The sequence below is a fragment of the Parashewanella curva genome, from assembly GCF_003675895.1.
GTDB classification, from domain to species: Bacteria; Pseudomonadota; Gammaproteobacteria; order Enterobacterales; family Shewanellaceae; genus Parashewanella; species Parashewanella curva.
Map to the genome: position 1 here is coordinate 1 of NZ_ML014796.1, position 25168 is coordinate 25168.

At 43.4% G+C, this 25168-nt stretch carries 22 protein-coding genes; 10 read left to right on the forward strand and 12 right to left on the reverse strand.

All coding sequences use genetic code 11. The features are described from left to right. The first annotated feature begins 137 nt into the window (after positions 1 to 137). Complete coding sequence (locus tag D5018_RS21565; protein WP_133309301.1) at positions 138 to 353, forward strand: hypothetical protein; 216 nt, start codon at positions 138 to 140, stop codon at positions 351 to 353. Here the strand turns inward: D5018_RS21565 and fieF are convergent. Together fieF and D5018_RS14270 are read right to left on the reverse strand one after the other, a co-directional pair. Beyond that, on the reverse strand, positions 310 to 1200 hold the full coding sequence (gene fieF / locus D5018_RS14265) for a cation efflux pump FieF (protein ID WP_121839675.1): 891 nt from the start codon (positions 1198 to 1200) through the stop codon (positions 310 to 312). The genes D5018_RS21565 and fieF overlap by 44 nt on opposite strands. Before the next feature lie 116 nt (positions 1201 to 1316). Beyond that, positions 1317 to 1787 carry a Spy/CpxP family protein refolding chaperone gene (locus D5018_RS14270; RefSeq protein WP_121839676.1) on the reverse strand — a complete coding sequence of 157 codons (471 nt, stop codon included), beginning with the start codon at positions 1785 to 1787 and terminating at the stop codon, positions 1317 to 1319. A gap of 162 nt (positions 1788 to 1949) precedes the next feature. Here D5018_RS14270 and D5018_RS14275 point away from each other — a divergent pair, with 162 nt between their 5' ends. After that, positions 1950 to 2624 carry a response regulator gene (locus D5018_RS14275; RefSeq protein WP_121839677.1) on the forward strand — a complete coding sequence of 225 codons (675 nt, stop codon included), beginning with the start codon at positions 1950 to 1952 and terminating at the stop codon, positions 2622 to 2624. A gap of 15 nt (positions 2625 to 2639) precedes the next feature. Then, positions 2640 to 3995: an ATP-binding protein gene (locus D5018_RS14280; protein WP_121839678.1), complete on the forward strand. Its 1356-nt coding sequence runs from the start codon at positions 2640 to 2642 to the stop codon at positions 3993 to 3995. A gap of 27 nt (positions 3996 to 4022) precedes the next feature. On the opposite strand, the gene D5018_RS14285 is transcribed toward D5018_RS14280, so the two are convergent. Further along, positions 4023 to 5252 (reverse strand): HD-GYP domain-containing protein, encoded by a 1230-nt coding sequence (locus D5018_RS14285; protein WP_121839679.1) that lies wholly within the window; start codon positions 5250 to 5252, stop codon positions 4023 to 4025. A 253-nt stretch (positions 5253 to 5505) separates the two neighbouring features. Between D5018_RS14285 and D5018_RS14290 the strand changes: the two genes are divergently transcribed. Together D5018_RS14290 and ppc are read left to right on the forward strand one after the other, a co-directional pair. Then, positions 5506 to 5979, forward strand: coding sequence for a GNAT family N-acetyltransferase (locus D5018_RS14290; protein ID WP_121839680.1), 474 nt, complete (start codon positions 5506 to 5508; stop codon positions 5977 to 5979). A gap of 40 nt (positions 5980 to 6019) precedes the next feature. After that, positions 6020 to 8668 (forward strand): phosphoenolpyruvate carboxylase, encoded by a 2649-nt coding sequence (ppc, locus tag D5018_RS14295; RefSeq protein ID WP_121839681.1) that lies wholly within the window; start codon positions 6020 to 6022, stop codon positions 8666 to 8668. A gap of 22 nt (positions 8669 to 8690) precedes the next feature. Here ppc and D5018_RS14300 read toward each other — a convergent pair whose 3' ends face one another. From D5018_RS14300 to D5018_RS14310, 3 genes are all read right to left on the reverse strand, one after another. Then, positions 8691 to 10046 carry a hypothetical protein gene (locus D5018_RS14300; RefSeq protein ID WP_121839682.1) on the reverse strand — a complete coding sequence of 452 codons (1356 nt, stop codon included), beginning with the start codon at positions 10044 to 10046 and terminating at the stop codon, positions 8691 to 8693. Positions 10047 to 10108: 62 nt separating this feature from the next. After that, positions 10109 to 11380, reverse strand: a complete 1272-nt coding sequence (locus tag D5018_RS14305; RefSeq protein WP_121839683.1) for a CinA family nicotinamide mononucleotide deamidase-related protein — start codon at positions 11378 to 11380, stop codon at positions 10109 to 10111. 54 nt (positions 11381 to 11434) lie between these two features. Continuing rightward, positions 11435 to 12511 (reverse strand): Kelch repeat-containing protein, encoded by a 1077-nt coding sequence (locus D5018_RS14310; RefSeq protein ID WP_121839684.1) that lies wholly within the window; start codon positions 12509 to 12511, stop codon positions 11435 to 11437. A gap of 436 nt (positions 12512 to 12947) precedes the next feature. Here D5018_RS14310 and thrA point away from each other — a divergent pair, with 436 nt between their 5' ends. From thrA to thrC, 3 genes are read left to right on the forward strand one after another with little or no spacing between them, the layout of a single operon-like run. Then, entirely contained in the window at positions 12948 to 15404 is a 2457-nt protein-coding gene (gene thrA, locus D5018_RS14315) for a bifunctional aspartate kinase/homoserine dehydrogenase I (protein ID WP_121839685.1), read from the forward strand. After that, on the forward strand, positions 15386 to 16378 hold the full coding sequence (gene thrB, locus D5018_RS14320) for a homoserine kinase (protein WP_243637445.1): 993 nt from the start codon (positions 15386 to 15388) through the stop codon (positions 16376 to 16378). Before thrA ends, thrB begins: the two co-directional genes overlap by 19 nt. Next, the gene (gene thrC, locus D5018_RS14325; protein ID WP_121839687.1) at positions 16375 to 17661 is read left to right on the forward strand and encodes a threonine synthase; all 1287 of its coding nucleotides are present in this window, start codon (positions 16375 to 16377) and stop codon (positions 17659 to 17661) included. Before thrB ends, thrC begins: the two co-directional genes overlap by 4 nt. A 188-nt stretch (positions 17662 to 17849) precedes the next feature. Here thrC and fis read toward each other — a convergent pair whose 3' ends face one another. From fis to trxA, 5 genes are all read right to left on the reverse strand, one after another. Continuing rightward, entirely contained in the window at positions 17850 to 18155 is a 306-nt protein-coding gene (gene fis, locus D5018_RS14330) for a DNA-binding transcriptional regulator Fis (RefSeq protein ID WP_121839688.1), read from the reverse strand. Between the two features lie 44 nt (positions 18156 to 18199). After that, a complete protein-coding gene (gene dusB, locus D5018_RS14335) occupies positions 18200 to 19156 on the reverse strand; it encodes a tRNA dihydrouridine synthase DusB (protein WP_121839689.1) in 957 nt (318 codons plus the stop codon). 251 nt (positions 19157 to 19407) lie between these two features. Continuing rightward, positions 19408 to 20289 carry a 50S ribosomal protein L11 methyltransferase gene (prmA, locus tag D5018_RS14340; RefSeq protein WP_121839690.1) on the reverse strand — a complete coding sequence of 294 codons (882 nt, stop codon included), beginning with the start codon at positions 20287 to 20289 and terminating at the stop codon, positions 19408 to 19410. A gap of 81 nt (positions 20290 to 20370) precedes the next feature. Beyond that, positions 20371 to 21636 carry a transcription termination factor Rho gene (gene rho, locus D5018_RS14345; protein WP_121839691.1) on the reverse strand — a complete coding sequence of 422 codons (1266 nt, stop codon included), beginning with the start codon at positions 21634 to 21636 and terminating at the stop codon, positions 20371 to 20373. A 204-nt stretch (positions 21637 to 21840) separates the two neighbouring features. Next, positions 21841 to 22167: a thioredoxin TrxA gene (trxA, locus tag D5018_RS14350; protein ID WP_121839692.1), complete on the reverse strand. Its 327-nt coding sequence runs from the start codon at positions 22165 to 22167 to the stop codon at positions 21841 to 21843. A gap of 364 nt (positions 22168 to 22531) precedes the next feature. Between trxA and rhlB the strand changes: the two genes are divergently transcribed. Both rhlB and D5018_RS14360 read left to right on the forward strand, forming a co-directional pair. Next, positions 22532 to 23842 (forward strand): ATP-dependent RNA helicase RhlB, encoded by a 1311-nt coding sequence (gene rhlB, locus D5018_RS14355; protein WP_121839705.1) that lies wholly within the window; start codon positions 22532 to 22534, stop codon positions 23840 to 23842. Continuing rightward, positions 23843 to 24742, forward strand: coding sequence for a Ppx/GppA phosphatase family protein (locus D5018_RS14360; RefSeq protein WP_121839693.1), 900 nt, complete (start codon positions 23843 to 23845; stop codon positions 24740 to 24742). Positions 24743 to 24745: 3 nt separating this feature from the next. Here D5018_RS14360 and D5018_RS14365 read toward each other — a convergent pair whose 3' ends face one another. After that, positions 24746 to 25147, reverse strand: a complete 402-nt coding sequence (locus tag D5018_RS14365; protein ID WP_121839694.1) for a thioredoxin family protein — start codon at positions 25145 to 25147, stop codon at positions 24746 to 24748. Positions 25148 to 25168: the final 21 nt, after the last annotated feature.

The window sequence follows — 25168 nt, forward strand, 5'->3', positions numbered from 1 at the left end:
AAAAATGAGAAAACAGCAAAAGTTGGAATAAAAAGCAAACGGTTAAAAGCTGGCTGGGATGAAGATTATTTGATGAAGGTTTTAACCGTGGGCAAACTGAGTGTCTAATTTAGACCCGTTTGCCCTAGTGGTTATTGGTGTTTGCATGGGTTGCTGAATATTGGCACCAATTTAAGTATCTTTTACTTCAAGCTGGGGTGATCACTATCATTTTATTAGCGGTACCATACGATGAGTCTACAGTGTCGACGAATTTATCTTGGTATCGTGCTCTAGGCTCGTTGGAAGGTGGTTTAGTCAGCTTGGTGATCATCTATGTGAGCCGTCTGTATTCACCGGATCTTGATGAATAATCACTTCAGCATGATCAAACAACTGCTCGATTTTATGTTCAATGGTATCGGCAATGTCATGGGCCTGATATAAAGATAAATCAGCGTCCAGATCTAAATGCAGTTGCACAAACACCATTCGGCCAGATTGACGGGTACGTATGTCATGAGCCCCTTGCGTTTGCGGGTGTGCCATCGTGATATCATAAATTTGTTGCTGTACTTCTGGACTCAGTTCTTTATCCATCAGTTCATTAATGGCTTCCTTACCTAATTGTAAGCTTTGCCAGCCAAGATAGAGTGCGATTAAAATAGCGAACAGGCCATCACTCCACCACCATCCATACTGAGATAGCACCAAAGCGATTAATACCGAAAGATTGAGCAATAAATCACTCTTGTAATGGAGTGCATCAGCCGCAATGACACGGCTTTGCGTTTTTGCATGAGCGATGCGTTGCAAGAGCACTAACCCGAAAGTTAATACAATGGCAAATGCACTGACACCAATGCCCAAATTTGTCCGCTCAACAGGAGCTTGTTCTAACAGTCGTTCGCCACCATAAAAAATCAATACCAGTGCCGTTCCCGTAATAAATGCTGATTGAGCCAGAGCGGCTAGAGATTCTGCTTTGCCATGACCAAAACGGTGATCATCATCTGCGGGAGTAATGGCGATACGTAGGGCAAAAAAGTTAACTAAAGAGGCCGCAAGATCCGAGGTGGAATCGGCTAGTGATGCCAACATACTGGCTGAACCAGAATAAAGCCAAGCAAAGAGTTTGGCTACAATCAGGGTTATTGCGACCAGCACCGAGGCGCGACTGGCGAGTTTTACCCAAAAGACGTAATCGGTTTGGTGAGCCATTGCATATTGACCAAGAATCAAGATGTTAACATTATAGTCAAGGATAAAGCTGGGAAGAAGAGGGCGTGCCTGAGAAATCAGGCACTTAAAGAAGAAATAACTGAGTAAAGTTAAGTTTATTGATCTGAACGAGCTTTTTTAGCAGCTCTAAGTTGCTCTGCTTTAGCTTGTTGTTCGGGAGTCAGCACTTGAGACATGTCATGACGTAATTTCATTGTTGCTACGGCTTGTTGCTGACGAAGTTGACTACGTTGATCAACTAAGTTGGCTGCGGCTTGGGCATCGAAATCTGCAGACTGAACCAGTGCTTTTACTTGCTCAGCATAAGCTTGTCGGTCTTCTTTGGTCGGTCTAAGTGACTTTTGCTCTTGTCTGTACGCTTTGTAAATATCTTTGATTTGCTGTTTTTGGTCAGCGGTTAAATCAAGCTTACGGAAAAATTTCATTAATTTATGGTGACCGCGTTTTTGCACTTGTTGCATGCATTTTGTTCCAGCATCAGGTTTCGCATAGACAGCGATAGGGGCGAGTGCAGAACAAGTTAACATTGCAGCAGCCATTAATTTTTTAGTCGTAGAGATGGTCATAATAACGTTCCTTTTGTGAAGGGAAATTAACTGGGTTGCTAGCAAGTGTAGGGATTGCAATGTAAGTTTGAATATGTGAAACGTAAAGCTAAGTAAAGATGGGTAAGGAAAGCGCACAAATATTGCTATTATCAGCAACAGTACGGTAAAGCGAGTAAATGAATGGCACGACTATTATTAGTAGATGATGATCAGGGGTTGGCAGAGTTATTAGGGCAACTGCTTGAACTTGAAGGCTTTGATCTCACTTTGGCACATGATGGTGCCCAAGGCTTGAATTATGCTTTAGCCGATGATTTTGATTTGATTTTATTGGACGTCATGCTGCCAAAACTCAATGGCTTTGAAGTATTACGTCAATTAAGAGAGCAAAAACATACGCCAGTATTAATGTTAACGGCAAGAGGTGATGACATCGATCGAGTGGTTGGGCTTGAAATGGGAGCCGATGACTACCTGTCTAAACCGTTTAATGATCGTGAATTAGTCGCACGAGTTAGAGCGATTCTTCGTCGCATTGGAAACCACACGATTACAGCAGAACAGCACCATGATGACATCAGTATTGATGTATCACGGCAAGAAGCCCGTTGTCAGCAGCAGGTGTTGCCCTTAACCGATTGTGAATTTGCACTGTTGCAAGCCTTGATTGAGCATTGTGGTGAAATGATCAGTAAAGAAACCTTAAACCTTCAGGTATTGGGCAAGCGTTTGATGCCGTTTGACCGCAGTTTGGATATGCACTTATCCAATCTACGCAAAAAATTGCCTGAGCGTGAAGATGGCCGACCAAGGATCAAAACGGTTCGTGGCAAAGGTTACATTTGGCTGGCTTAAGGAATTCAAAATAACGTGGCAAATCGTATTTTTATCAAATTATTAGTAGGCTTTTGGTTGTGTAGCTCGCTTACAATTGGAGCCGTGGCGTTATTGCCATTGATACAGCAAAAACACGATCAGGCTCCATTACCGAGCAATCTTCAAAAAATTCTAATAAAGGCTGGAAAAAAACTTCAGAAAAATCCTGATTTACTCAAGCCTGAAAATGTTCGCCGTTTATCTAAACTCAAACGCTTTAATCCTCGATTTGTACTGTTTATTGCGAATGAAGATGGCCGCATACTCAATCGCCGACACTTTTCTCGGGATTTGAGGCGTTTTATGCTGATGGCGGAAGATGCACAAAAGCCAATCCGTCATCAATTTCGAGAGCGAGTCTTTTTTGGTCCCTATCAAATTGAAGTTCAAAATAGAACGTATTCACTTTATGGCAGCCTAGAAAACCGACATCCACGACCTTGGTTTTTTTGGTTTACGGAGTATAAATTACTGACGTTATCATTAGCCATTTTACTATCTGGCCTACTCTGCAGTGTATTGGCTTGGCACTTGGGTCGGCCGTTAAAGCAGTTAAAACGTAGTGCGGATAAATTGGCTCAAGGAGAGCTGAGCAGTAGGGTAGATGATTCAACCTTAAAGCGCAGTGATGAAATCGGGCAGTTAGCGCGTGCTTTCAACAGCATGGCAAATGCCATTGAACAAATGGTCAATCAACAACAGCGTTTAATTGGGGATATTTCTCATGAATTACGAACCCCGTTAACTCGATTGCAGTTGGCATTAGCGGTGGCACATAAAAAAGGACAACAGACCAAAGAAACTGAGCGTATCGGCTATGAAGCAGAACAACTTGAAGCGTTAATTCAAGAGCTATTGACCTTGTCTCGAGTCAGCAATCAGTCAATGCAGCAAAAGCAATCCCTTTCATTAAATCAATGTTTAGCGCAGATGATTTCTGATGTTGAGTTTGAGGCTGAGCAAGAGCAAAAACAAGTAGTCGTAGATATTGATGGCGCGATCAAAGTTGAGGTGGTGCCTAATTTACTTTGCCGAGCAGTAGAGAACATTTTACGTAATGCGCTTCGTTATGCTGAAACGACGATCCGTATTCGTGCTCTGCGATATAAATCCGGTGTGCAGTTGACGATAGAAGATGATGGCTCAGGCATTGAGCAGTCGGAGTTAGAAAATATTTTTCAGCCGTTTTATCGTCCCGATAGTGCCCGAGATCGCAATTCTGGAGGCTGTGGTTTAGGTTTGGCGATCAGCCAAGCTGCCATTGCGGCTCACCAAGGAGAAATAAAAGCAGAAAATATTGAGCCGCACGGTTTAAAAGTGACCATCGTATTACCCCGTAAAATGGGGTAATAGCAAAGAGTTGGTATTGATGAAAGATCAATAAAACGGATTTGGATCTACGTTTAACGAACGTGGTGAAACACCACGCTCAATGTTGAGCGTATCTTGCTCCAACAAGTCCACATATTCAATTTCGACATAGCGGTTGAGCTTGGCGGAATAAAAGCATTTAACTACAGGGTGAAGTACATCTCTGTCTAGCGAGTCCCATACAATGCCGACTCGACCATCCGAGAGTTCAACTAGTGAACCTGTAGGGTATACACCAATACATCGTATAAATTCATATACCAAGTCTTTATCGAGATGAAATGGCGTCAACGATAATAATATCTTGAACGCTGAAGCAGGGCTCATGGCCTCTTTGTAGCAACGGGTAGCGGTAAGAGCATCGTAAATATCAACAATGCAACTCATACGCCCATGTTGAGGAAGTTGGTCGCCACAGAGCCCTTTGGGGTAGCCTTTACCGTCTAATTTTTCATGGTGCATTAAGCACACATCTTTGCTGATTTGGGAAAAGTTAGGAATATTTTCTACGATGTCGATGGCATGAAATTGATGCTGCTTTATGATGTCGTACTCTTCAGGGCTTAACTTTCCAGGCTTATTCAATATCGTATCATCCACGTGAATCTTTCCGATATCATGCAGCAGCCCACCAACAGCCATTTCTTTAATGGTCTCAGCAGGAAGCTTCATATAATTGCCAAAGGTGACTAACAGAAAAGCAACATTTATCGAATGCTCAAGCAAGTATGCGTCTTTGGTTCGAAGTGCGGCAACACACTTAAATGCATCAATATCTGTAAGGGCTGAACGGATCATTTTATCAGCCATGTTCTCAAATTCAGTCAGCTCTATGGCTTTGCCTTCAAAGGTTTCCGATAACACCTTGCGAACCAGCCCTTTGGCTTCACTGAGCAATGTCTTAGTTTCAGTTTGTTGCTGAGCCCGAAGCAACTGCCGCTGCTTGGCATTGCGCTGTTTAAATTGAGGCTCATTTGGCTTTATCTCAAGCTTAGAGTCAGTGTCATCTTGAGTTGGGTGCAAGCCGCAATCAGGGGCTGAACGTTCGACATTCACCCATGCATATTTGATCTTATGCTTTTTTAATTTCTCCAACATACTTGAATGTCGAATTTGCCCAGAATTCGTAATGTTAAGTTTGCTATTACCGTCTTCAAACTGTTCGATAAACATGCCTTGTCGCAGCTTATGAATGGGAAGTTTTAGCAATTTAGTTGAAGAAAGAGGGGCTGGCATGAAAACATCCTACGGCAGTGCCGATTTCTATTGCATTCCTTGAAAGCGGTGCATATTAACATTTTATCTTACAAAATATTGAATTAAATATACAAAATACGAATATAAATGCAGCAGATGATAATCGATAGCTATTTTTAATCAATCCGTTTGAATTTAGTAAATATTGTGAAACATGTTGAAATTATCGACTTTTGTATTCGGGAGAAAATTTGCTACTCTAAGTGGACAGACCAGTTAAAGTTGAGAGCTTATGTACCAGATCACCCACATTCAAACCGAGCAACTAACACCTGAACAACTTGAAGATATTCTTGAGATCAGCCGACAAATTTCAGAACTCGATAATGGCGTTACCGCTGAAAAAATTCAGCAGCGGTTGCAAGATAAAGCGTATTTAGTGTCTATTGCCTATGTAGAGGGAGAGCCTGCAGGGTATAAAATTGGCTACGCGCTATCTAATGAGCAATTCTACAGTTGGTTGGGTGGTGTCGCCAAAGACTATCGTAACCTTGGAGTTGCGCAGCAGTTGCTGGACGCTCAAGAGCAGTGGGTACAAACCAAAGGTTACGGTGTGCTCAAAGTAAAAACCATGAACCAGTTTAAAGGTATGCTTTGCATGTTGATCAATAACGATTATCAATTAATGGGTATTGAGTCACCTGTCACAGATAACTTAAGCTCCAAGATTCAACTAGAAAAACACTTCGATTCTGTCTGCGGATAGGATATGGTAACTGACATGTCTTAATAATAAAGGTGTCAGTATGGGAGAGTTATCCGTCGATAGTTACGCGCCATTGCGCGCAAATGTAAACCTGCTTGGACAGATTTTAGGTGAGACAATGTCCAATGATCTTGGAGCAGGTTTTCTGGAAAAAGTTGAGCAAATTCGAGTGTTGGCGAAAGATTCTCGTAGTGGAGATGAAACGGCTCGAAGCAAGATGCTGACCATATTGGCTGAACTTCCCGACGAAGAATTAGTGCCCTTTGTTAAAGCCTTTAATCAGTTCTTAAACTTGGCGAACATTGCAGAACAATTTCATACAATTAGTCATGATTGTGATGAAAAAGTTTGTGCGCCACAGCCGATTGATGACTTATTCGAGCGATTAAAATCTCAACCCAATGCAGAAGAAAAGGTATTGAATTGCCTTAATGAAACGTCGATTGATATTGTTCTTACCGCTCACCCTACCGAAATTTCTCGCCGTACTCTGATTAAAAAATACAACTCTATAATTCATTGTTTATCTGTTTTAGATAGTGAGCGTATCGATTACGATGAACGCCAAAAGTACAGCCAACGTTTGCGAGAGTTAGTGAGCCAAATATGGCACACCAATGAAATCCGCCAGCAGCGCCCAACACCTGTAGATGAAGCCACTTGGGGATTGTCCACTCTGGAAGTGTCATTGTGGCAAGCCGTACCCGATTTCATGCGTCAATTAGAAGGGCAATTTCAAAAACATTTTAACCGTCAATTACCGAAGACGGTAATGCCTTTGAAGTTCTCGTCGTGGATGGGAGGCGATCGCGACGGTAACCCATTTGTAACCGCAGAAGTAACCCAAGAAGTCTTGTACCGTAACCGTCAAAGAGCGGCATTATTGTACCTAGAAGATATTGATGAGTTGGTGTCAGAGTTGTCCATGGATGACGCCAGTGACAGAATGATTGAGGCCGTAGGTGCCGACCGAACACCTTATCGTGTGCTACTAAGGCAACTACGTAAACGCCTTAAACGTACCATCAAGGCGCTAGACCTCAAATTAGAAGACGAAGAAGCAGAGTTACCGGTTAAAAAACTAATCTGGCATACCAGAGATCTAACAGCACCATTAACCATGATGTATGACAGTCTCGTCGAAAAGGGCATGACCTTGATTGCCAATGGTAAGCTGCTTGATACCTTACGCCGTTTGTCCTGTTTTGGAGTACATCTACTCAAGCTGGATATTCGACAAGACTCTGGACGTCATGCTGAAGTATTTCAAGAATTGCTGGCTTATTTAGAGTTAGGTGATTACAACAGTTGGAGTGAAACCCAGAAGCAGACGTTTTTATTATTAGAACTGCAAAATAAGCGCCCGCTTATTCCTCAACATTGGAAGCCATCAGCTAACGTACAAGAAGTATTAGATACCACACGTGTTGTCGCTCAACAGTCACAACAAGCTTTGGGTTCTTATGTCATTTCTATGGCAAGAGAGCCATCTGATGTATTGGCGGTGATTCTATTACTCCAAGAAGCGGGCTGCCAATGGACTATGCCGGTTGTGCCGTTATTTGAAACGTTAGATGACTTAAACCACGCCTCTGACAGCATCAATCAACTGTTAACCGTGGATTGGTACCGTGAGCACATAAAAGGTTCACAAGAAGTGATGATTGGTTATTCCGATTCATCAAAAGATGCAGGAGTGATCGCTGCTTCATGGGCGCAATATGAAGCACAAGAACAATTAGTCGAAGTCTGTAAGCAATGGGATATTAAGCTTACTCTGTTCCATGGTCGTGGTGGAACTATTGGACGAGGTGGTGGCCCTGCTCACCAAGCGATTTTATCTCAGCCGCCTGGTTCGGTTGATGGCCGGATTCGAGTGACTGAACAAGGGGAGATGATCCGCTTTAAGTTTGGTTTACCTAAAATGGCCTGTAAAAGTTTAGCTCTGTACGCTTCAGCGGTAATGGAAGCCTCAATATTGCCTCCTCCCGAGCCAAAACCAGAATGGCGAAAGGTAATGCATTTAATGTCGGAAACCTCTTTGCACGCTTATCGTAATGTGGTGCGACACGATCCTCAGTTCGTCGAATATTTCCGTTATGCCACACCAGAAGTCGAGCTAGGTAAATTACCGTTAGGCAGTCGCCCCGCTAAACGTCGAAAAGATGGCGGCATTGAGAGCTTACGAGCCATCCCTTGGTCATTCGCGTGGTCACAAAACCGGTTAAACTTACCCGCTTGGTTAGGAGCCGGAGATGCGATCAAAGAAGCGGTCAAGCAAGGTTATATTGATACTTTGCGCATTATGGTCAAAGAGTGGCCGTATTTTTCATCTCGAATGTCAATGCTTGAGATGGTCTATGCCAAGTCAGAAACCAACATTGCTAAATATTACGAGCGATGCTTGGTACCAAAGCAATTACATGGTTTTGGACATCGCTTAAGTGACAAATTACATTCAGGTAAAGCCACCTTGTTGAACTTAATTGAATCTGAGGTGCTGATGGCAAGCACACCATGGAGCCGAGAGTCGATTAATCTGCGTAACCCTTACTTGGATCCTTTACATGCGTTACAAGTGGAATTATTAGCTCGTACACGTAAAACTTCAGAAATGGATAAAGAGCTGGAATTGGCTCTGATGTTGACCATTGCGGGGGTTGCTGCTGGGATGCGTAATACAGGGTAATGAAAATACTAGATTTGGCGGCCTATCTTCTAAATGTTGTAAAATTAGGCCCGTCAATGAACTTCATTAAAGCAATGTCTCCCAGCATAACCTTATTTAGTTTTTGAAAATAAGGTTGTAATGTGATTGGAAGCTTTTGTCGATTAGGGTTAAGTTCTAATGCCTGACCCAGTTGCACTATCGCTGGTTCATATAGTTGGGAGAAACGGGCGTTGTTTGTGGCTACGACATATTCACTGCACAACAAACATAACGATTCCCTGAATTTTGGGGTCGGAAGTTTTTTTACCATCCAATTTACTTCATCTTGTGTAATACGAAGCTGAACTACTTGGTCGCACTTGAGCACCACTTTTAATATCCAGCCTGTGCCGTAATTAATAAATCTATATTCGTTAATATTTTGCTCAAAAGGGGAAGGAAGTCGTCCGTAGGCACTATCAACTTGTTTGAAATGGTTTTCAGCTTGTTGCCGTCTGTCTTCAATATAAGCTTTAGCAGCCAAGATTGGTAAATGATCCATTGCTATCGTTAATTTTCGTTCAGCAACAGCAACGGCGGATTCGCAATATTCAGGGGTTAATATAGGTCTTTCGGCCGGGAGTGTTTTTTTGTACTTTGGGACTGAAACTTGATAGTAAGCCTCTCCGTCACGAATAAATTTTAATCTGCCATAAGTATCACCCCTAACTTCCGTTTCCTCTAATTCAAGTTGATGGGCAAAACGCTCAGATTCAGGTAAGTTTTCTAGAACAATATTAAATCGAACAAGCAGTTGATGATGTGCTGATGGCAATGATTGTTTAAGTTGGTCATAGGTTTTAAGTGCGCGCCGTAAAATATATTTTTCTCGCTCAGCACGTAACATCTCTGCTGTATTACTTTTATTAATACTGTCTTCGAATACTGTGGATTGATTAGAGCTACTTTTAGGTACCGTCAGTGTCGGTGCTGTTAAGTGGGGGGATTCACCAGGCATACGTTGACGCAAAGATTTACTGCGTGTGAGAGGAGCAACTGGTAGTGATTTTTTGCTGAGTGCTTTACAGGAATTAGAACGAACCAGTTTACGATTCTTACGAAAAGCCAAAGCAGATTTTTGGGCTGTATTTGGGGATTCTTGAACCGCTTGTGTCTCTGTATCACCTGCCACACCAAGGTAATATGCCTCGAGCTGTTTTTGAAAATTGGAATGAAATTGTAAAAATAACTGTTGCTTTTCGCCATCATTTACAAGGTAATCCCATGTGGAAGCAACAAGCCCAAGTTTAGCTTCTTTTTGGTAGTCAGTACTGCCAGAAATATAGTCAGCTACTTGCTGAGGAGTCAGTAAATAGCTAATGGGGGCTTTACGGGGAGAAATCGAAGCCACTGACATAATTCCATTCCGTTACATTTAAAGCGTTACTTAAATATAGGTTTCGACTTCAGTAGTTGAGATTAGTTTCTCTTAATGTATGAAGGATAGTTAACAATAACCGCTTTATTCTCAAGATTTCGGCGTAACATATCGTAAGCCACAGCACTCGCAAGTTGGCGGATAATGGTTCGAGATCGCTTAGGAAACTGTAATAATTGGCTGTAGACACCATTGTTATGGGCTAGTGCGATAGCAACCGTGCCGATAGGTTTGTCTTCGCTGCCACCTGATGGACCTGCAATACCACTGGTGGCGAGAGCAAAATCAGAGTCTAATATTTGCCGAGCGCCTATCGCCATTTCTTCAGCCGTTTGGCAAGATACAGCGCCGAATTGCTCTAAGGTAGCAGCATTGACATTCAGTAGTGCTTGCTTCGATTCGTTACTGTAACTCACTACGGCATGCTGTAAATATTGTGAACTACCAGAGAGCGCGATCAACTGCTCTGCAATCATTCCTCCAGTGCAAGATTCAGCTAATGCTAACGTCTTTTGTTGTTGAATTAATTGCTCATGTATGGCCTGAGGTAGGCTAGGAATATTGGTGGTTACAATTAAATCAGATAAACAAGCTTTAATCTGCTTGCATACCTTGTCGAGCTGATTTATGGCAGTTTTGCCACGTGCAAACACCTTTATTTCAATGTATGGCGCCGAAGACCGATACCCTAAACTGATCCCTTCGGGCAAATTAATCTCCTGAATTTGCTCAGCAAGCCAAGATTCCCCGGCACCAATGGTGAGCATTTTAGTGACTTTAGTGGGTTCAGAGTTTCCAAATTCCTGTTCGATAAACGGCAGTAATTGATCTTTGATCATGACTTTTAGTTCAGAGGGCACGCCTGGCGTGAAAAACAGCCATGCACGATTAAGCTTTACTCTAAATCCGCACGCAGTACCGACTGGGTTATCCACCATAATCGCACTTTCTGGAAGCATGGCTTGCTTTAAATTATTGGCGGGCATAGGGCGGTTATTGTTGCTAAACCATGTTTCTAATCGTTGTCGCCACTCCGTGTTTTCAACCAGAGTTTCACCTTTGGCTTGAGCCATCGCCTCGGCCGACAAATCATCACTTGTTGGACCTAAACCGCCATTAACGATAATGACATCGGCATGATGACTACGCTCAATAAAAGCGGAGGCTAAATCATTTAGTCGATCTCCTACCGTGATGCGGTGTTGCATTTCGATGCCCTGATCCATTAGCTCATTAGCAACCCAAGCGGCATTAGTATCGATTATTTGACCAGCTAATACTTCTTCACCTGTGCAGATCATTTCCAATTTCATAGATTTTCCTTGTGATTTTGACATCGATAATCGTTAAAAGGTGTTTTATCAAAGTTAAGGAAGTGGGTCGATAACGACTTGATTGGTCACTTGCTGATCGGCTGTCATGCCACCGATACGGATGAGTTTTTGCTTGTAAACTAATAACCCTCGATGATCCATGCTTGGTTGCTTTAGCCTGATAGGCTCAAGCCATTGATGAGTGGCTAAATCAAAACGCAGCATCCATGGTGACGGTTTGCTAGGCTTGCCGTTGTAACCAATACCGTTGTAGTTGTATGGATTATCACTGCCACCAATAAAGACGATTTGCCCTTGCTTACCTGCTTGCGTAACCCCAGTTGCTGCCATGCGATACAAGGCCGTTGGTTGTGGGTGATTGGGTAGTTTGAAATGAGGTAGGTTTTGCCAATGTATGGTTAAGTGATCTTTAACGTCAATTTGCCCATAAACACACTCTGGAGATGGAGCAAATGTTCGTTTTTTATCTGCAAATGTTTGGATTTTCACACCATCACACAATACTATTTTGCCATTTACCATGCCCACAGCCTGACCAAACGTTGCTGGAATAGGCAGAGGAGTGGCCTGAGCCCAAGAATCGGTCTCGGTATCATAAACTTGCACTAAATTGACATTAGCGGTTTGATGCCAGCCGCTGAACAAATAGATATAACGGTCTTGATAACTAAACCCAGAGGTGTCATCGACGGCAACAGGCATATCTGTAATGCGAGTATAGCGACGAGTATTAATGTCAAACTGGTAATTATCACGAGTGCTGATCTCGCTATGATCTTTGCCTACGGTGTAACCGCCGAAAATATACGCTTTATTCTTAATTCCCACCGCAGTAGCGGCAAGACGTCCCGCTAATGCTTCAATATGCGGAACATCTGGAAGCGATTGCCATTTGGATTGTCCGTCAAGTGTGAGTCCCCACGCTTTGGCGTGAACGTCTAGATAACCTTTGCCATCAGCTAATCCCATAAAGCTCAATAAGTAGCTATTTTTGCCATCGGAAACTTGAGCCACAGCGTTATTGGTTACGACTTCAGGTAAAGGAGGAAGTGGTGAAGCAATAGTGATGAATGGGAGACCTAATAATAGGGAAAACAGTAAGCGATACATGTGGCCAATTTATTCAGTTAATCGATGAAAGAATGGTAACACAGGCATCAAGAATATATCCCTTGTTTATTCAAACCTACTTGTTACATAAAAACGTTGATTTACTCCCATGACAAAATTTGCGATCAAATTGAATAAAAATGCATTCTGTTGTTGACTTTAGAAACGTAAATGCGTACTAATAAAAAAGCGGTGAAAAAGCCCGCATATTGAGCGCCTTAACGAACAAAACAAGAGTTTGAACACTGTGAAAAATACCGCCATTACCACAACCACGATTATGACCACCCGTACAACAAGCGGGACGGGTTAGGTTTGGCTGTATAACACAAAAGCAAAAATCGAAACCCGTCACCATACAAGGTGCGGGTTTTTTTATATCTGCGTTTTCAGGCAGCACGGGTACAAAGGAATAGACAGATGGTAGGAAACAACAATGCGTATACTTAAATTCGGTGGCTCATCTTTGGCTGATCCTGATTGCTTTTATCGAGTCGGAGCCATTATTGAAAATACTTTCCAGCAAAGTGCGGTAGCCGTTGTGTTATCTGCTCCTGCTCAAGTGACCAATCATTTAGTGGCACTGACTCAAGCTACTTCCTCTGTACAACAGGGTGCTGAACATCTTGATCATGTGCAAATTATTTTCACTCGTTTGTTAGAAGGGTTAGCCGAAAAGCGCGCTGGATTCGATGTCGCCATGCTTGCGATGCAACTCGAAGAAAGACTTGAACAACTGGGGTGTTTGCACAAAGGCATCGTGCTTTTAGGGCAGTGCCCGAATAATATTTATGCACAAATGGTCAGCCAAGGTGAAGCTTTATCGGTAGCGATAATGCAAGCGTTATTACAAAGTGGTGAAACATCGGCAGTGGTGCTTGAGCCTAAACAATATCTATTGGCTGAGGGATGCTATCGTGAAGCCATGGTGGATATTGAAGCCTCTAAACTTAAGGTGGCGCAGTCACCATTAGACTTGAGTGCGATATCGTTATTACCCGGATTTACTGCGGTGAACGCACAAGGGGAAATCGTGGTATTAGGACGTAATGGCTCTGATTATTCAGCGGCAGTCTTGGCGGCCTGTGTTGATGCCAAATGCTGCGAAATTTGGACGGACGTCGATGGCGTTTACAATTGTGATCCAAGAGTGGTACCGGATGCTCAACTGCTGAAGCGCTTGTCATATGCTGAAGCCATGGAGTTATCTTATTTTGGTGCCGCAGTGTTACATCCAAAAACCATTTCACCGATTGCTCAATATTACATTCCTTGTTTGATCAAAAACACCTTTAACCCTCAAGCTGAAGGCACCCTTGTTGGGCCTGAAAGTTGTGATGAACAAGCGATAAAAGGGATCTCAAGTTTGTCCAACTTAACCATGGTCAATGTCTCCGGGCCAGGAATGAAAGGCATGGTGGGCATGGCATCTCGTGTGTTTTCCACCCTCTCTCGTGGTGGGATTTCCATTGTACTGATCACTCAATCTTCATCGGAATACAGCATCAGCTTTTGTATTTCCAGTGATGATCTCGATGCCGCGAACCAATTGCTGAACCAAGAGTTTGAATTGGAATTGGCCAATCACTTATTGGAAGCCATTGACTATCAGTCTGAGCTTGCGATTGTGTCTGTTGTTGGCGATGGCATGCGAACCGCCAAAGGTGTCGCGGCACGGATGTTCCATTCATTGGCTGAAGCTAACATCAATATTGTGGCGATTGCTCAAGGCTCATCTGAGCGTTCGATTTCAGCAGTAATTTCACAAGAAAAAGCGAAAGAGGCGATAAGAGCCTGTCATCAGAATCTATTTAACAGTCAGCAATTTTTAGATGTTTTCGTACTGGGGCGTGGAGGTGTTGGTGGCGAACTACTGCAACAAATCGAGCGTCAGCAGTCAGTTTTGACTCAGCAAGGAACCGTCATTCGTGTAATAGGCATTGCGAGCAGTGACAAGATGTTGCTGAATGCTGACGGTGTTGATCTCAGTTGCTGGCAAGATCAACTGGCATTAAGCCAGACGTCGTTTTCACTGTCAGCGCTGTCAAATCTTATCCAGCAACGTCATCGTATCAACCCTGTGATTGTCGACTGTACCGCTTCAGATGATATCTCTCGTCAGTATGTGGATTTTTTGGAAGCGGGTTTTCATGTGGTCACAGCCAATAAAAAGGCCAATACCGATAGCCAAGCCTACTATCGTCAGCTTCGTTTAAGTGCGGCTAAGAACCGCCGTAAGTTTTTGTATGATACTAATGTAGGTGCAGGTTTACCCGTCATTGAGAATTTACAAAACTTGTTATTTGCAGGTGACGATCTCAACCAGTTCTCTGGCATATTATCAGGTTCGCTTTCTTATATTTGTGGCATGTTAGATGAAGGTATGAGTCTGTCACAAGCAACGTTACTCGCCAAAGATAAAGGCTTTACGGAGCCCGATCCTCGTGATGACTTATCCGGTATGGATGTGGCAAGGAAACTGCTGATTTTGGCAAGAGAATGCGGCCTAGAGCTGGAACTTGACCAAGTTAAAGTTCAGCCATTATTACCTCCAGATTTTGATGCCTCAGGCTCGGTGGATGAGTTTATCGCTCGCTTGCCAGAAGCCGATGCCTATTTCAAAGAGCTGCAATCTCAAGCGGCATCCGAAGGCAAAGTGCTTAGATACATTGGACAAATTAATCAGGGACAATGCGAGGTCAAAGTCACAGCCGTTGATAGTGATGATCCTATGCATAAAATCAAAGATGGTGAAAATGCATTGGCTTTCTACACCCGCTATTACCAGCCTATTCCACTAGTGCTAAGAGGATATGGTGCAGGCGGTGCAGTAACAGCCGCTGGTGTGTTTGCTGACATTTTAAGATGTCTGCCATGGAAGCGAGAAGTATAACGATGGATGAAATGAACATGGATTCAGTGGTGGTCTATGCGCCAGCCTCTATTGGTAATGTCAGTGTCGGTTTTGATGTTTTGGGAGCGGCAGTAACACCCATTGACGGCTCGTTATTGGGGGATCGCGTTCAAGTATCGGCGACTGATACGTTTAGCTTTGACGCAGTGGGACGATTTGTTGATAAGTTGCCGTCAAACTCTGACGATAATATTGTGTATCAATGTTACCTCCGCTTTGCTCAGGCACTTGAAAGCAAAAGTGGGACAGTGAAAACATTATCCATAACCCTTGAGAAAAACATGCCAATAGGCTCTGGATTAGGCTCTTCTGCTTGCTCCATCGTAGCCGCATTGGTGGCTCTGAACGACTTTCACGGTCAGCCATTATCTGAAACTGAATTGTTAGAGTTAATGGGTGAGATGGAAGGGCAAATCTCAGGCTCAATTCATTTTGATAACGTTGCGCCTTGTTATTTAGGCGGATTGCAACTGATGCCAGAGCGCAATGGCATCATCAGTCAGTCAATCCCTTGTTTTGATGATTGGTATTGGGTGATGGCTTATCCAGGTATTGAAGTCTCGACCGCTAAAGCTCGCGCTATTTTACCTGCACAATATCGAAAGCAAGATGTGATCGCCCATGGGCGAAATCTCGCCAGTTTTATTCATGCCTGTTATAGCCAGCAACCTCAACTGGCGGCTAATTGTATTGAAGATGTGGTGGCCGAGCCTTATCGGGCGCGAATCATCAACGGGTTTCGCCAAGCTCGACAAGGTGCGATGGATGCAGGAGCGGTTGCCGCTGGCATTTCTGGCTCTGGTCCTACTCTATTTGCCATTGCCTCAAACTTACAAGATGCCCAGCGAATACACCATTGGCTTAAGCAACACTATTTACAGAATGAGCTCGGCTTTTGCCATATCTGCCGCTTAGATCCTCAAGGGGCGCGTCAAACAGGACAGCAATTATGATGCTTTATAATTTAAAAGACCCTCAAGAGCAGGTGAGCTTTACACAAGCGGTACGCCAAGGTTTGGGTCGAGAACAAGGCTTATTTTTCCCATCATCCTTACCGCATTTTGAGGATATCGACACCTTACTGGATATGCCGTTTAACCAGCGCAGCAGCGAAATCATATCAGCCGTGATTGGTGATGAGTTTTCAAAGGAGCAAGTCGATGCCTTAGTGGAACAAGCGTTTCAATTTCAGGCACCCTTGGCTAAGGTGACGGATACAATATCGGCGTTAGAACTATTCCATGGCCCAACGCTTGCGTTCAAAGACTTTGGCGGTCGCTTTATGGCGCAATGTTTAGCGGCGATCCGTGACGATGAAAAAATCACGATTCTAACCGCTACGTCAGGTGATACAGGCGCTGCCGTAGCCCACGCGTTTTACGGGCTGGAAAACATCAATGTGGTGATTTTGTATCCCAAAGGCAAGATCAGTAGCTTACAAGAAAAGTTATTTTGTACGCTCGGCGGTAACATTCATACTTTGGCTGTTGATGGTACGTTTGATGACTGCCAAGCGTTAGTAAAACAGTCGTTTGATGATCTTGAACTTATATCCAAGTTTGGCTTGAATAGTGCCAACTCCATCAACATCAGTCGCCTGCTGGCGCAAACTTGTTATTACTTTGAAGCAGTGGCTCAACTACCTAAAGCACAACGTCAGCAAGCGGTAATTTCAGTGCCATCAGGCAACTTTGGTAATCTTACGGCAGGCCTGCTTGCTAAAGCCATGGGCTTACCTGTAAAGCGCTTTATTGCTGCCACCAATGAAAACGATACTGTGCCGCGATATTTAGAATCGGGTCAGTGGTCACCTAATGTTACTGTACCAACCTTGTCGAATGCCATGGACGTGAGCCAGCCTAATAACTGGCCTAGGGTTGAGGAGCTAATAAAAGGACAAAATTGGTCATTGGCGGATATTGGTCATGGTCGTTTAACTGATGAAGATGTGAAGCAAAGCCTGACCCGATTATGGGAAAAAGATTACTTATGCGAACCTCATGGTGCCATTGCTTATCAAGTATTAACTGAGCAATTACAAGAAGAGGAAATAGGGATCTTTTTATGTACCGCTCACCCTGCAAAGTTCAAAGACAGTGTCGATGATATTTTAGAAATGGACATTCCATTGCCTGCGCCACTAGCGAAACATGCTGAGTTACCTTTATTGTCACATGATATCAGTGCTAATCACGCTGAATTGGTGGATAAAATGCAGCACTTACTGGAAATTTGATCTTCTTATCAATTAAGTTGAGGCAAATATCATGGTTATTCGCCTCAATTTTTGAGCAGAATAATGCCATTTAGTGGGCTCAGGAAAGGTTAGAAACATTTTTAGGGCACATATAGGGTTCAAAATCAAAAAAGGCTTAACCTGTTACCGTTAAGCCTTTTTAACATCAGTATATTACTGAGTGATTCTTAGTTCATGCCGTACTTTTTAAGCTTCTTGCGAAGCGTACCACGGTTGATACCTAGCATGTTTGCTGCGCGAGTTTGGTTACCGCGAGTGTGTTGCATGATGATGTCTAGTAGTGGCGCTTCTACTTCACATAACACCATTTCATATACTTCTTCAGCATCCTGACCGTCTAACTGTTGAAAGAAGTTAGATACAGCGCGCTTTACAGCATCGCGTAATAGTTGTGGCTTGATAGCGCCGCTCGCTGTTTCGATTTTGCCTACGGTTAGTGGGTGAACTTCTGTGTTAGTTGTCTGATCAAACATTCGTATTCTGCTCTTAATCTAAATCTGTACTAGGGGGTTAGCCCTTAATCTCTAAAATAGCATTCCACCATGGAATACTGCTGCTCAGCGTCTTCAAGCTTGTTAAATTGAGCTCGAAATTCACGCTGTGAATCTTGGTCGAAATACCAGCCTATGTGCTTACGAGCAAAGCGTACGCCTTTATACTCGCCATATAACTCATAGAGTTTGGTGAGATGTTCAAGCATGACTTGACGCTTTTCAGTGCCATTGACGGGATCTAAATGTTCCCCTGTTTGTAAGTAATGCTCTATTTCTCTAAATATCCACGGTCGTCCTTGCGCGCCTCGACCAATCATAATGGCATCAGCACCGGTCTTTTCCAGTACAAAGCGTGCCTTTTCAGGCGTTGTAATATCACCATTCGCCACTACCGGAATGGATACCGATTGTTTAATGTGAGCGATGGTGTCGTACTCCGCTTCGCCTTTGTACATGCATTGTCGCGTTCGACCATGAACTGCGAGGGATGCAATACCACAGGCTTCTGCTATTTGTGCGATGTGAACCCCATTTTTATGTTCAGGATCCCATCCGGTGCGAATTTTCAGCGTCACTGGTACATCAACCGCATCAACTACGGCTGATACAATTTTTTCTACCAAGGCTGGATCTTGCATTAATGCCGAACCCGCGAGCTTCTTATTCACTTTTTTTGCAGGACAACCCATATTGATGTCAATGATGTGAGCGCCTTGTTCAACATTGAACTGGGCGGCTTGCGCCATTAACTTAGGATCGGCTCCCGCAATCTGCACAGATCGAATGCCTTCTTCACCTGAATGTGCCATCCGTTTTTTGCTTTTTTCAGAATCCCAAACTTTGGGATTTGAAGACAGCATTTCTGATACAGCAAGTGCCGCACCATGACGTAGACAAAGGTTGCGAAAGGCTTGATCGGTGACGCCTGCCATTGGCGCCACGATCAGCTGATTTTTCAGTTGATAGGGTCCAATTCTCATGCGTACTATCACCTTGTGCGTCAAAGGGGCGCTATATTAGCCCTTTTTGCACGGCTTGAAAAGGTCAATAAATAACCTAGATGCAAGTTTTTTGCTTGACATTGTATTGATGTGATACTTGTAACACTGTTGCTGAAACATGATTTTTACATTTTAAGTGAAAATACACCCTAAAGTGCATATTTATCACCAAAATGCGGGATTGGCATAAGCTCACAGCCTAAGTTTTACTTATGCCAATAAGTGATAATTTATTTACGAACCCCAGTTAAGCGGCTCCAATCTTCTTTATGGGAAGGCTCATCCATCTCAAACCACTGGCTGTAATGCTCAGCCAGTTCGATGGCTTGCTCTTTAAGCAAACCTGAAAGTGCCAGTTTTCCACCTTGTTTGACATGGCTGGCAATTTGCGGTGCCAATTCACGTAAAGGGCCAGCAAGAATGTTAGCGACTAAAACTTCGGCTTTTAAGTCAGTAGGGGTTTGCTCTGTTAAGTATAGAGACAACTGCTCAGCACAATTGTTGCGTTCTGCATTGGCTTTTGAGGCTTCAATGGCTTGATAATCGATATCGATGCCAACCACTTGCTTAGCGCCAAGCTTCAGTGCTGCTACAGCGAGAATACCTGAACCACAACCAAAGTCGATGACCTCTGATTGTGCTAAGTCCAAACCGTCTAGCCATTCTAAGCACAAAGCTGTGGTTGGATGCGTACCTGTGCCAAAGGCTAGACCGGGATCTAGGATAACGTTGATGGCGTTAGGATCGGGGATGTCGCGCCAACTTGGGCAAATCCACAGGCGTTTGCCAAATTGGATTGGGTGGAAGTTATCCATCCATTCACGCACCCAATCTTTATCTTCGATTTGTTCAATTTTGTAATTCAGTTTGCCGTTAAACTCAGGCATTGCTTGCATTTCAGCCACGATAGGGTTGAGATCCCAATCGGCTTCAAATAAGGCAATCACTATGGTGTCGTTCCATAGTGGGGTTTCTCCGAGCTTAGGCTCGAAAATAGGTTGGTCTTGCCCGTCTTCTAGTGTGATGGATAGAGAGCCTTGCTCCATTAACCAATCACCGAGCGTTTCGGCGTGTTCTTTGTCGGAATGAAAGCGTAATTGTATCCAAGCCATAATGATATTCCGTATATAAAATAGATAGAAAACAAAAAGCCAGTCAGATCATGACTGGCTTTATTGACCGATAAGGGGCGATTAAGACTTCGCGCGTTTCATCGCTTCGAAGAACTCATCGTTGGTCTTAGTCATAGCCAATTTGTCGATGAGGAATTCCATGGCGCTGACTTCATCCATTGGGTTGAGGATCTTACGTAAGATCCACATTTTTTGCAGTTCTTCAGCCGTGGTCAGTTTCTCTTCACGACGAGTACCTGAGCGGTTAAAGTCAATCGCTGGGAATACACGTTTTTCAGCGGCTTTACGAGAAAGGTGCAGTTCTTGGTTACCGGTACCTTTAAATTCTTCGTAAATGACTTCGTCCATCTTAGAACCTGTATCAACCAGCGCGGTTGCGATAATGGTTAAACTGCCACCTTGTTCAATGTTACGTGCCGCACCAAAGAAACGCTTAGGACGATGTAGAGCGTGAGCATCAACACCACCGGTAAGAACTTTACCTGATGATGGGATCACAGTGTTGTAAGCACGAGCAAGACGAGTAATCGAGTCAAGCAGGATAACTACGTCTTTTTTGTGCTCAACCAAACGCTTGGCTTTTTCGATCACCATTTCCGCTACTTGAACGTGACGGCTTGCTGGCTCATCAAAGGTCGAAGCGATGACTTCACCTTTTACAAGACGCTTCATCTCGGTGACTTCTTCAGGACGTTCGTCAATCAGCAGTACCATCAACACCACTTCAGGGTTGTTGTAGGTGATCGACTGGGCGATGTTTTGAAGCAGTAAGGTTTTCCCCGCTTTGGGTGGTGCCACGATCAGGCCACGTTGGCCTTTACCGATTGGTGAACACAAGTCCAAAATACGAGCGGTAATGTCTTCAGTAGAACCGTTACCACGTTCCATGCGGATACGTTCTTCAGCATGCAGTGGCGTCAAGTTTTCAAACAAGATCTTGTTGCGAGAATTTTCAGGTCTGTCGAAGTTAACTTCGTTGACTTTTAATAGTGCAAAGTAGCGCTCGCCTTCTTTTGGAGGACGAATTTTACCTGAAAGTGTATCACCCGTACGCATGTTAAAACGGCGGATCTGGCTCGGTGATACATAAATATCATCGGGACCTGCAAGGTAAGAACCACCCGCACTACGCAGGAAGCCAAAGCCATCTTGTAAAATTTCTAGAACGCCGCCACCGAAAATGTCTTCACCACTTTTGGCGTGGGCTTTTAAGATAGAGAAAATGATGTCTTGCTTGCGGGCGCGCGCCATATTCTCAAGGTTCATGCTCTCAGCCAGTTCAACCAGCTTCGATATGGGCATTTCTTTAAGTTCTGATAAATTCATGTTGGGGATCTTGTGTTACGCAACAAACGGCTGAATGGTTCTCAGGCGTTGTGGTTAAGGATTATGATTTAAGTATAGAAGGTGGATATTTAGAATATTTTATGCCTAATAAATTAGCACTAACTTAATCAGACGTCCAGAAATTTAGTCAAACTTAGTGTAAATTATTTAGACAGGGCACTAAGTTTGACTGGTATTTGGGGATTAAAGCTGAGCGTCAATAAACTCTTTAAGTTGAGTTTTTGAGACTGCGCCTACTTTAGTCGCCACTACTTCACCGTTTTTAAACAGTAGTAATGTAGGGATACCACGAACACCATATTTCGCTGGAGAAGTGTTGTTTTGGTCTACGTTTAATTTAGCTACAGTCACTTGACCGTCGTATTCCTCTGCGATGTCATCTAGGATTGGAGCGATCATTTTACAAGGACCACACCACTCAGCCCAAAAATCTACTAGAACAGGTTTGTCAGAATTTAATACGTCCGCTTCAAAGGCGTCATCGCTTAGGTATACAATTTTTTCGCTCATGATTTTCTCCAGTTAGGTTGCCATTTCTGGTTTGTTAATGGCTTAACCTGTATATTGGGGTTCAATTTGAAAGATTCAAGACTGAGTCGTCTATATATTAATCATACTCGATGCTTGAGTAATAACAAATGATATGGATATTAGCCCACTTATTTTCAAAGTAAAAAGTCTTGTTTTAGCAGAAGCTGAGAAAGTGCCTACTTTTTGTTAAGATAGGGATATTTCCAAATGCTTTTTATCATGTTAACAAGGTATCATTGTCACAAAGGGCATCGATAGTTATCTATATATGACCTGTTAATTGATGGTGATATTACAAATCATCAAATATTTTGTTGCAACCCAAAACTGGTATGCCGACGCTATGAGCGAAACACATTTATCAAATCAGAGGTTTGCCGATTTACCTCTGCAGCCAAACGTGCTGTCGGCATTAAATGAAACAGGATTCGAATACTGTACTCCGATCCAAGCGCTATCGTTACCGGTATTGCTGGAAAGCAAAGACATTGCAGGGCAAGCCCAAACGGGTACAGGTAAAACCATGGCGTTTTTGGTGGCGACCTTTAACCACTTATTAGCGACGCCATCTTCAAATACTCGTCAGCTAAATCAACCTCGGGCCATCATTATGGCTCCGACTCGTGAATTAGCGATTCAAATTGCGAATGATGCCAAACTACTATCAAAACACACCAAGTTAAAAGTGGGTATTGTATACGGTGGTGAGAGCTACGAAACTCAAATGAAAGTGCTTGAAAAAGGCGTCGATATTTTGATTGGTACCACTGGGCGCATCATTGATTATGTTCGTCAAGGGGTCGTGAGCTTAAGTGCTATTCAAGCCGTGGTACTTGATGAAGCGGATCGTATGTTCGATTTAGGGTTTATCAAGGACATTCGCTTTTTATTCCGCCGTATGCCAGATGCAAAAGATCGCTTAAATATGTTGTACTCGGCGACGCTTTCGATGAAAGTGCAGGAGCTGGCCTATGACCACATGAACGATCCTGTGAAAGTGGAAATTGCGCCAGAAGAGAAAACCTCGAAAAATATTAAAGAAGAGCTGTTTTATCCATCGGCTGAAGACAAAATTCCATTATTGTTGTCTCTTATTGAAGAAGATTGGCCAGATAAAGCTATCGTGTTCGCCAATACCAAGCATGTATGTGAAAAACTGTGGTCGTGGCTTGAAGGCGACGGTCATCGTGTTGGCTTATTAACGGGTGACGTACCGCAGAAGAAGCGTTTGCGCATTCTTGATCAGTTCACTAACGGTCAGTTAGATATTTTAGTGGCGACAGACGTTGCGGCTCGTGGTTTGCATATTTCTGATGTCTCGCATGTCTATAACTATGATTTACCGGATGATTGTGAAGATTACGTGCACCGCATTGGTCGTACCGGTCGTGCGGGCAAAAAAGGTGTCTCAGCCAGTTTTGCATGTGAAGAATACGCACTGAATCTGCCAACAATTGAAACCTACATTGGTCATTCGATTCCAGTAACGGGTTATGACAGAGAAGCCTTGTTGGATGATATTCCTAAACCTGCGCCTATCCATCGCCGTCATACGCCAAGATCTCCAAGAGAACGTTCTGGACAACGAAATACGGGAAATCAAAAGCGTAACTCTCGTCCAAGCCGTAATCCTAGACACCGTAGAAGCACCTAAATGAGTCGACAGATCTGCGCCATCACCTTAGGCTCCAACAGTTTTAATATGTTGGTGGCTGAGGTGAAATCTGATCATCCCGTAGTGGTGGCTAAATACAAACAAAAAGTGCGTTTGGCTGATGGAATTAATGGTGATGGTCATCTGGAGCAAGACGCCTTTGAACGTGGTATTGCTTGCCTTAAATATTTTGCTGAGCAAATAAAGCAACACCCACTTTGTGACCAAGATATTAAAATTATCGCCACAGCAACCTTGAGGCAGGTGACTAATCAGCAAGCGTTTATTGACCAAGCGTTCAAAGTGTTGCCAACCCAAATACAAGTCATTTCTGGTGATGAAGAAGCTGAGTATATCTACCAAGGTATGTGGCATACCACACAAGGCGATGACCGCCGATTGGTGATTGATATTGGTGGGGCCAGTACCGAATTTGTGGTTGGAGATACTCACAATATTCTATTTAAAGTAAGCAAACCGATAGGGTGTGTTAGCTTACATCATCCATACTTTTCTCACTTCCCTTATCGCAATAGTGATTTTGAAGCCGTTGTGAAGCAAGTCAATGTGCAGTTGGCGGACTGTTTAGTGCGATTAAAAAATTACGGTTGCCACAAAGCCGTAGGCGCTTCAGGGACAGTGCAAACCTTGATGGAATTATTAAAGCACAGAGCTCAGCATCAAAAAATCACTGCCGAATTTCTTGAACAGATCAAAGCTGAAATTCTCAATGAGTCATGCCATAAACTCAGTAATATTGCAGGGCTGTCACAAGAAAGAGCGCCAACTTTAGCTGCCGGAGTGGCAATTTTGCTAGCGCTATTTAAATTGCTTGATCTCAATGCCGTTCACCTATCAGGTGGTGCACTTCGTGAGGGTGTGTTGTACTCAATGATTTAATAGTCATTGAGTTAGAATCTCGACCAAATCTTTTTCTAACGACTGTTGTGGCTTTTCTATAATTCGCCCCAGCTCTTGCTGATCATGATGAAGGATAATGGTAGGGATACGCTCAAATTGATATTGGGCGCTGATGTTCTCTGGATCCGTTTTTTGTTTATCTACGCCAATATATTCCACAGTTATATTCTTGCCCTTGATGGCATCAATGACTTTAGCCAATCGAGGGATCTCTCGGTGACAGTCTGGGCACCATGTGCCTATGATCACTGATATGGTAATTTCTTTGTTGAAATGTAAAACTGAGGTTAGACTGTCAACGTCAACCTGATAATCAGCATCGTAATCAGGGTAGTTTTTAAGGTGCTCCAATAGATCAGGTAAAGCGAGTTGACCTAATAACATAATATATTCTCTATAAACCTG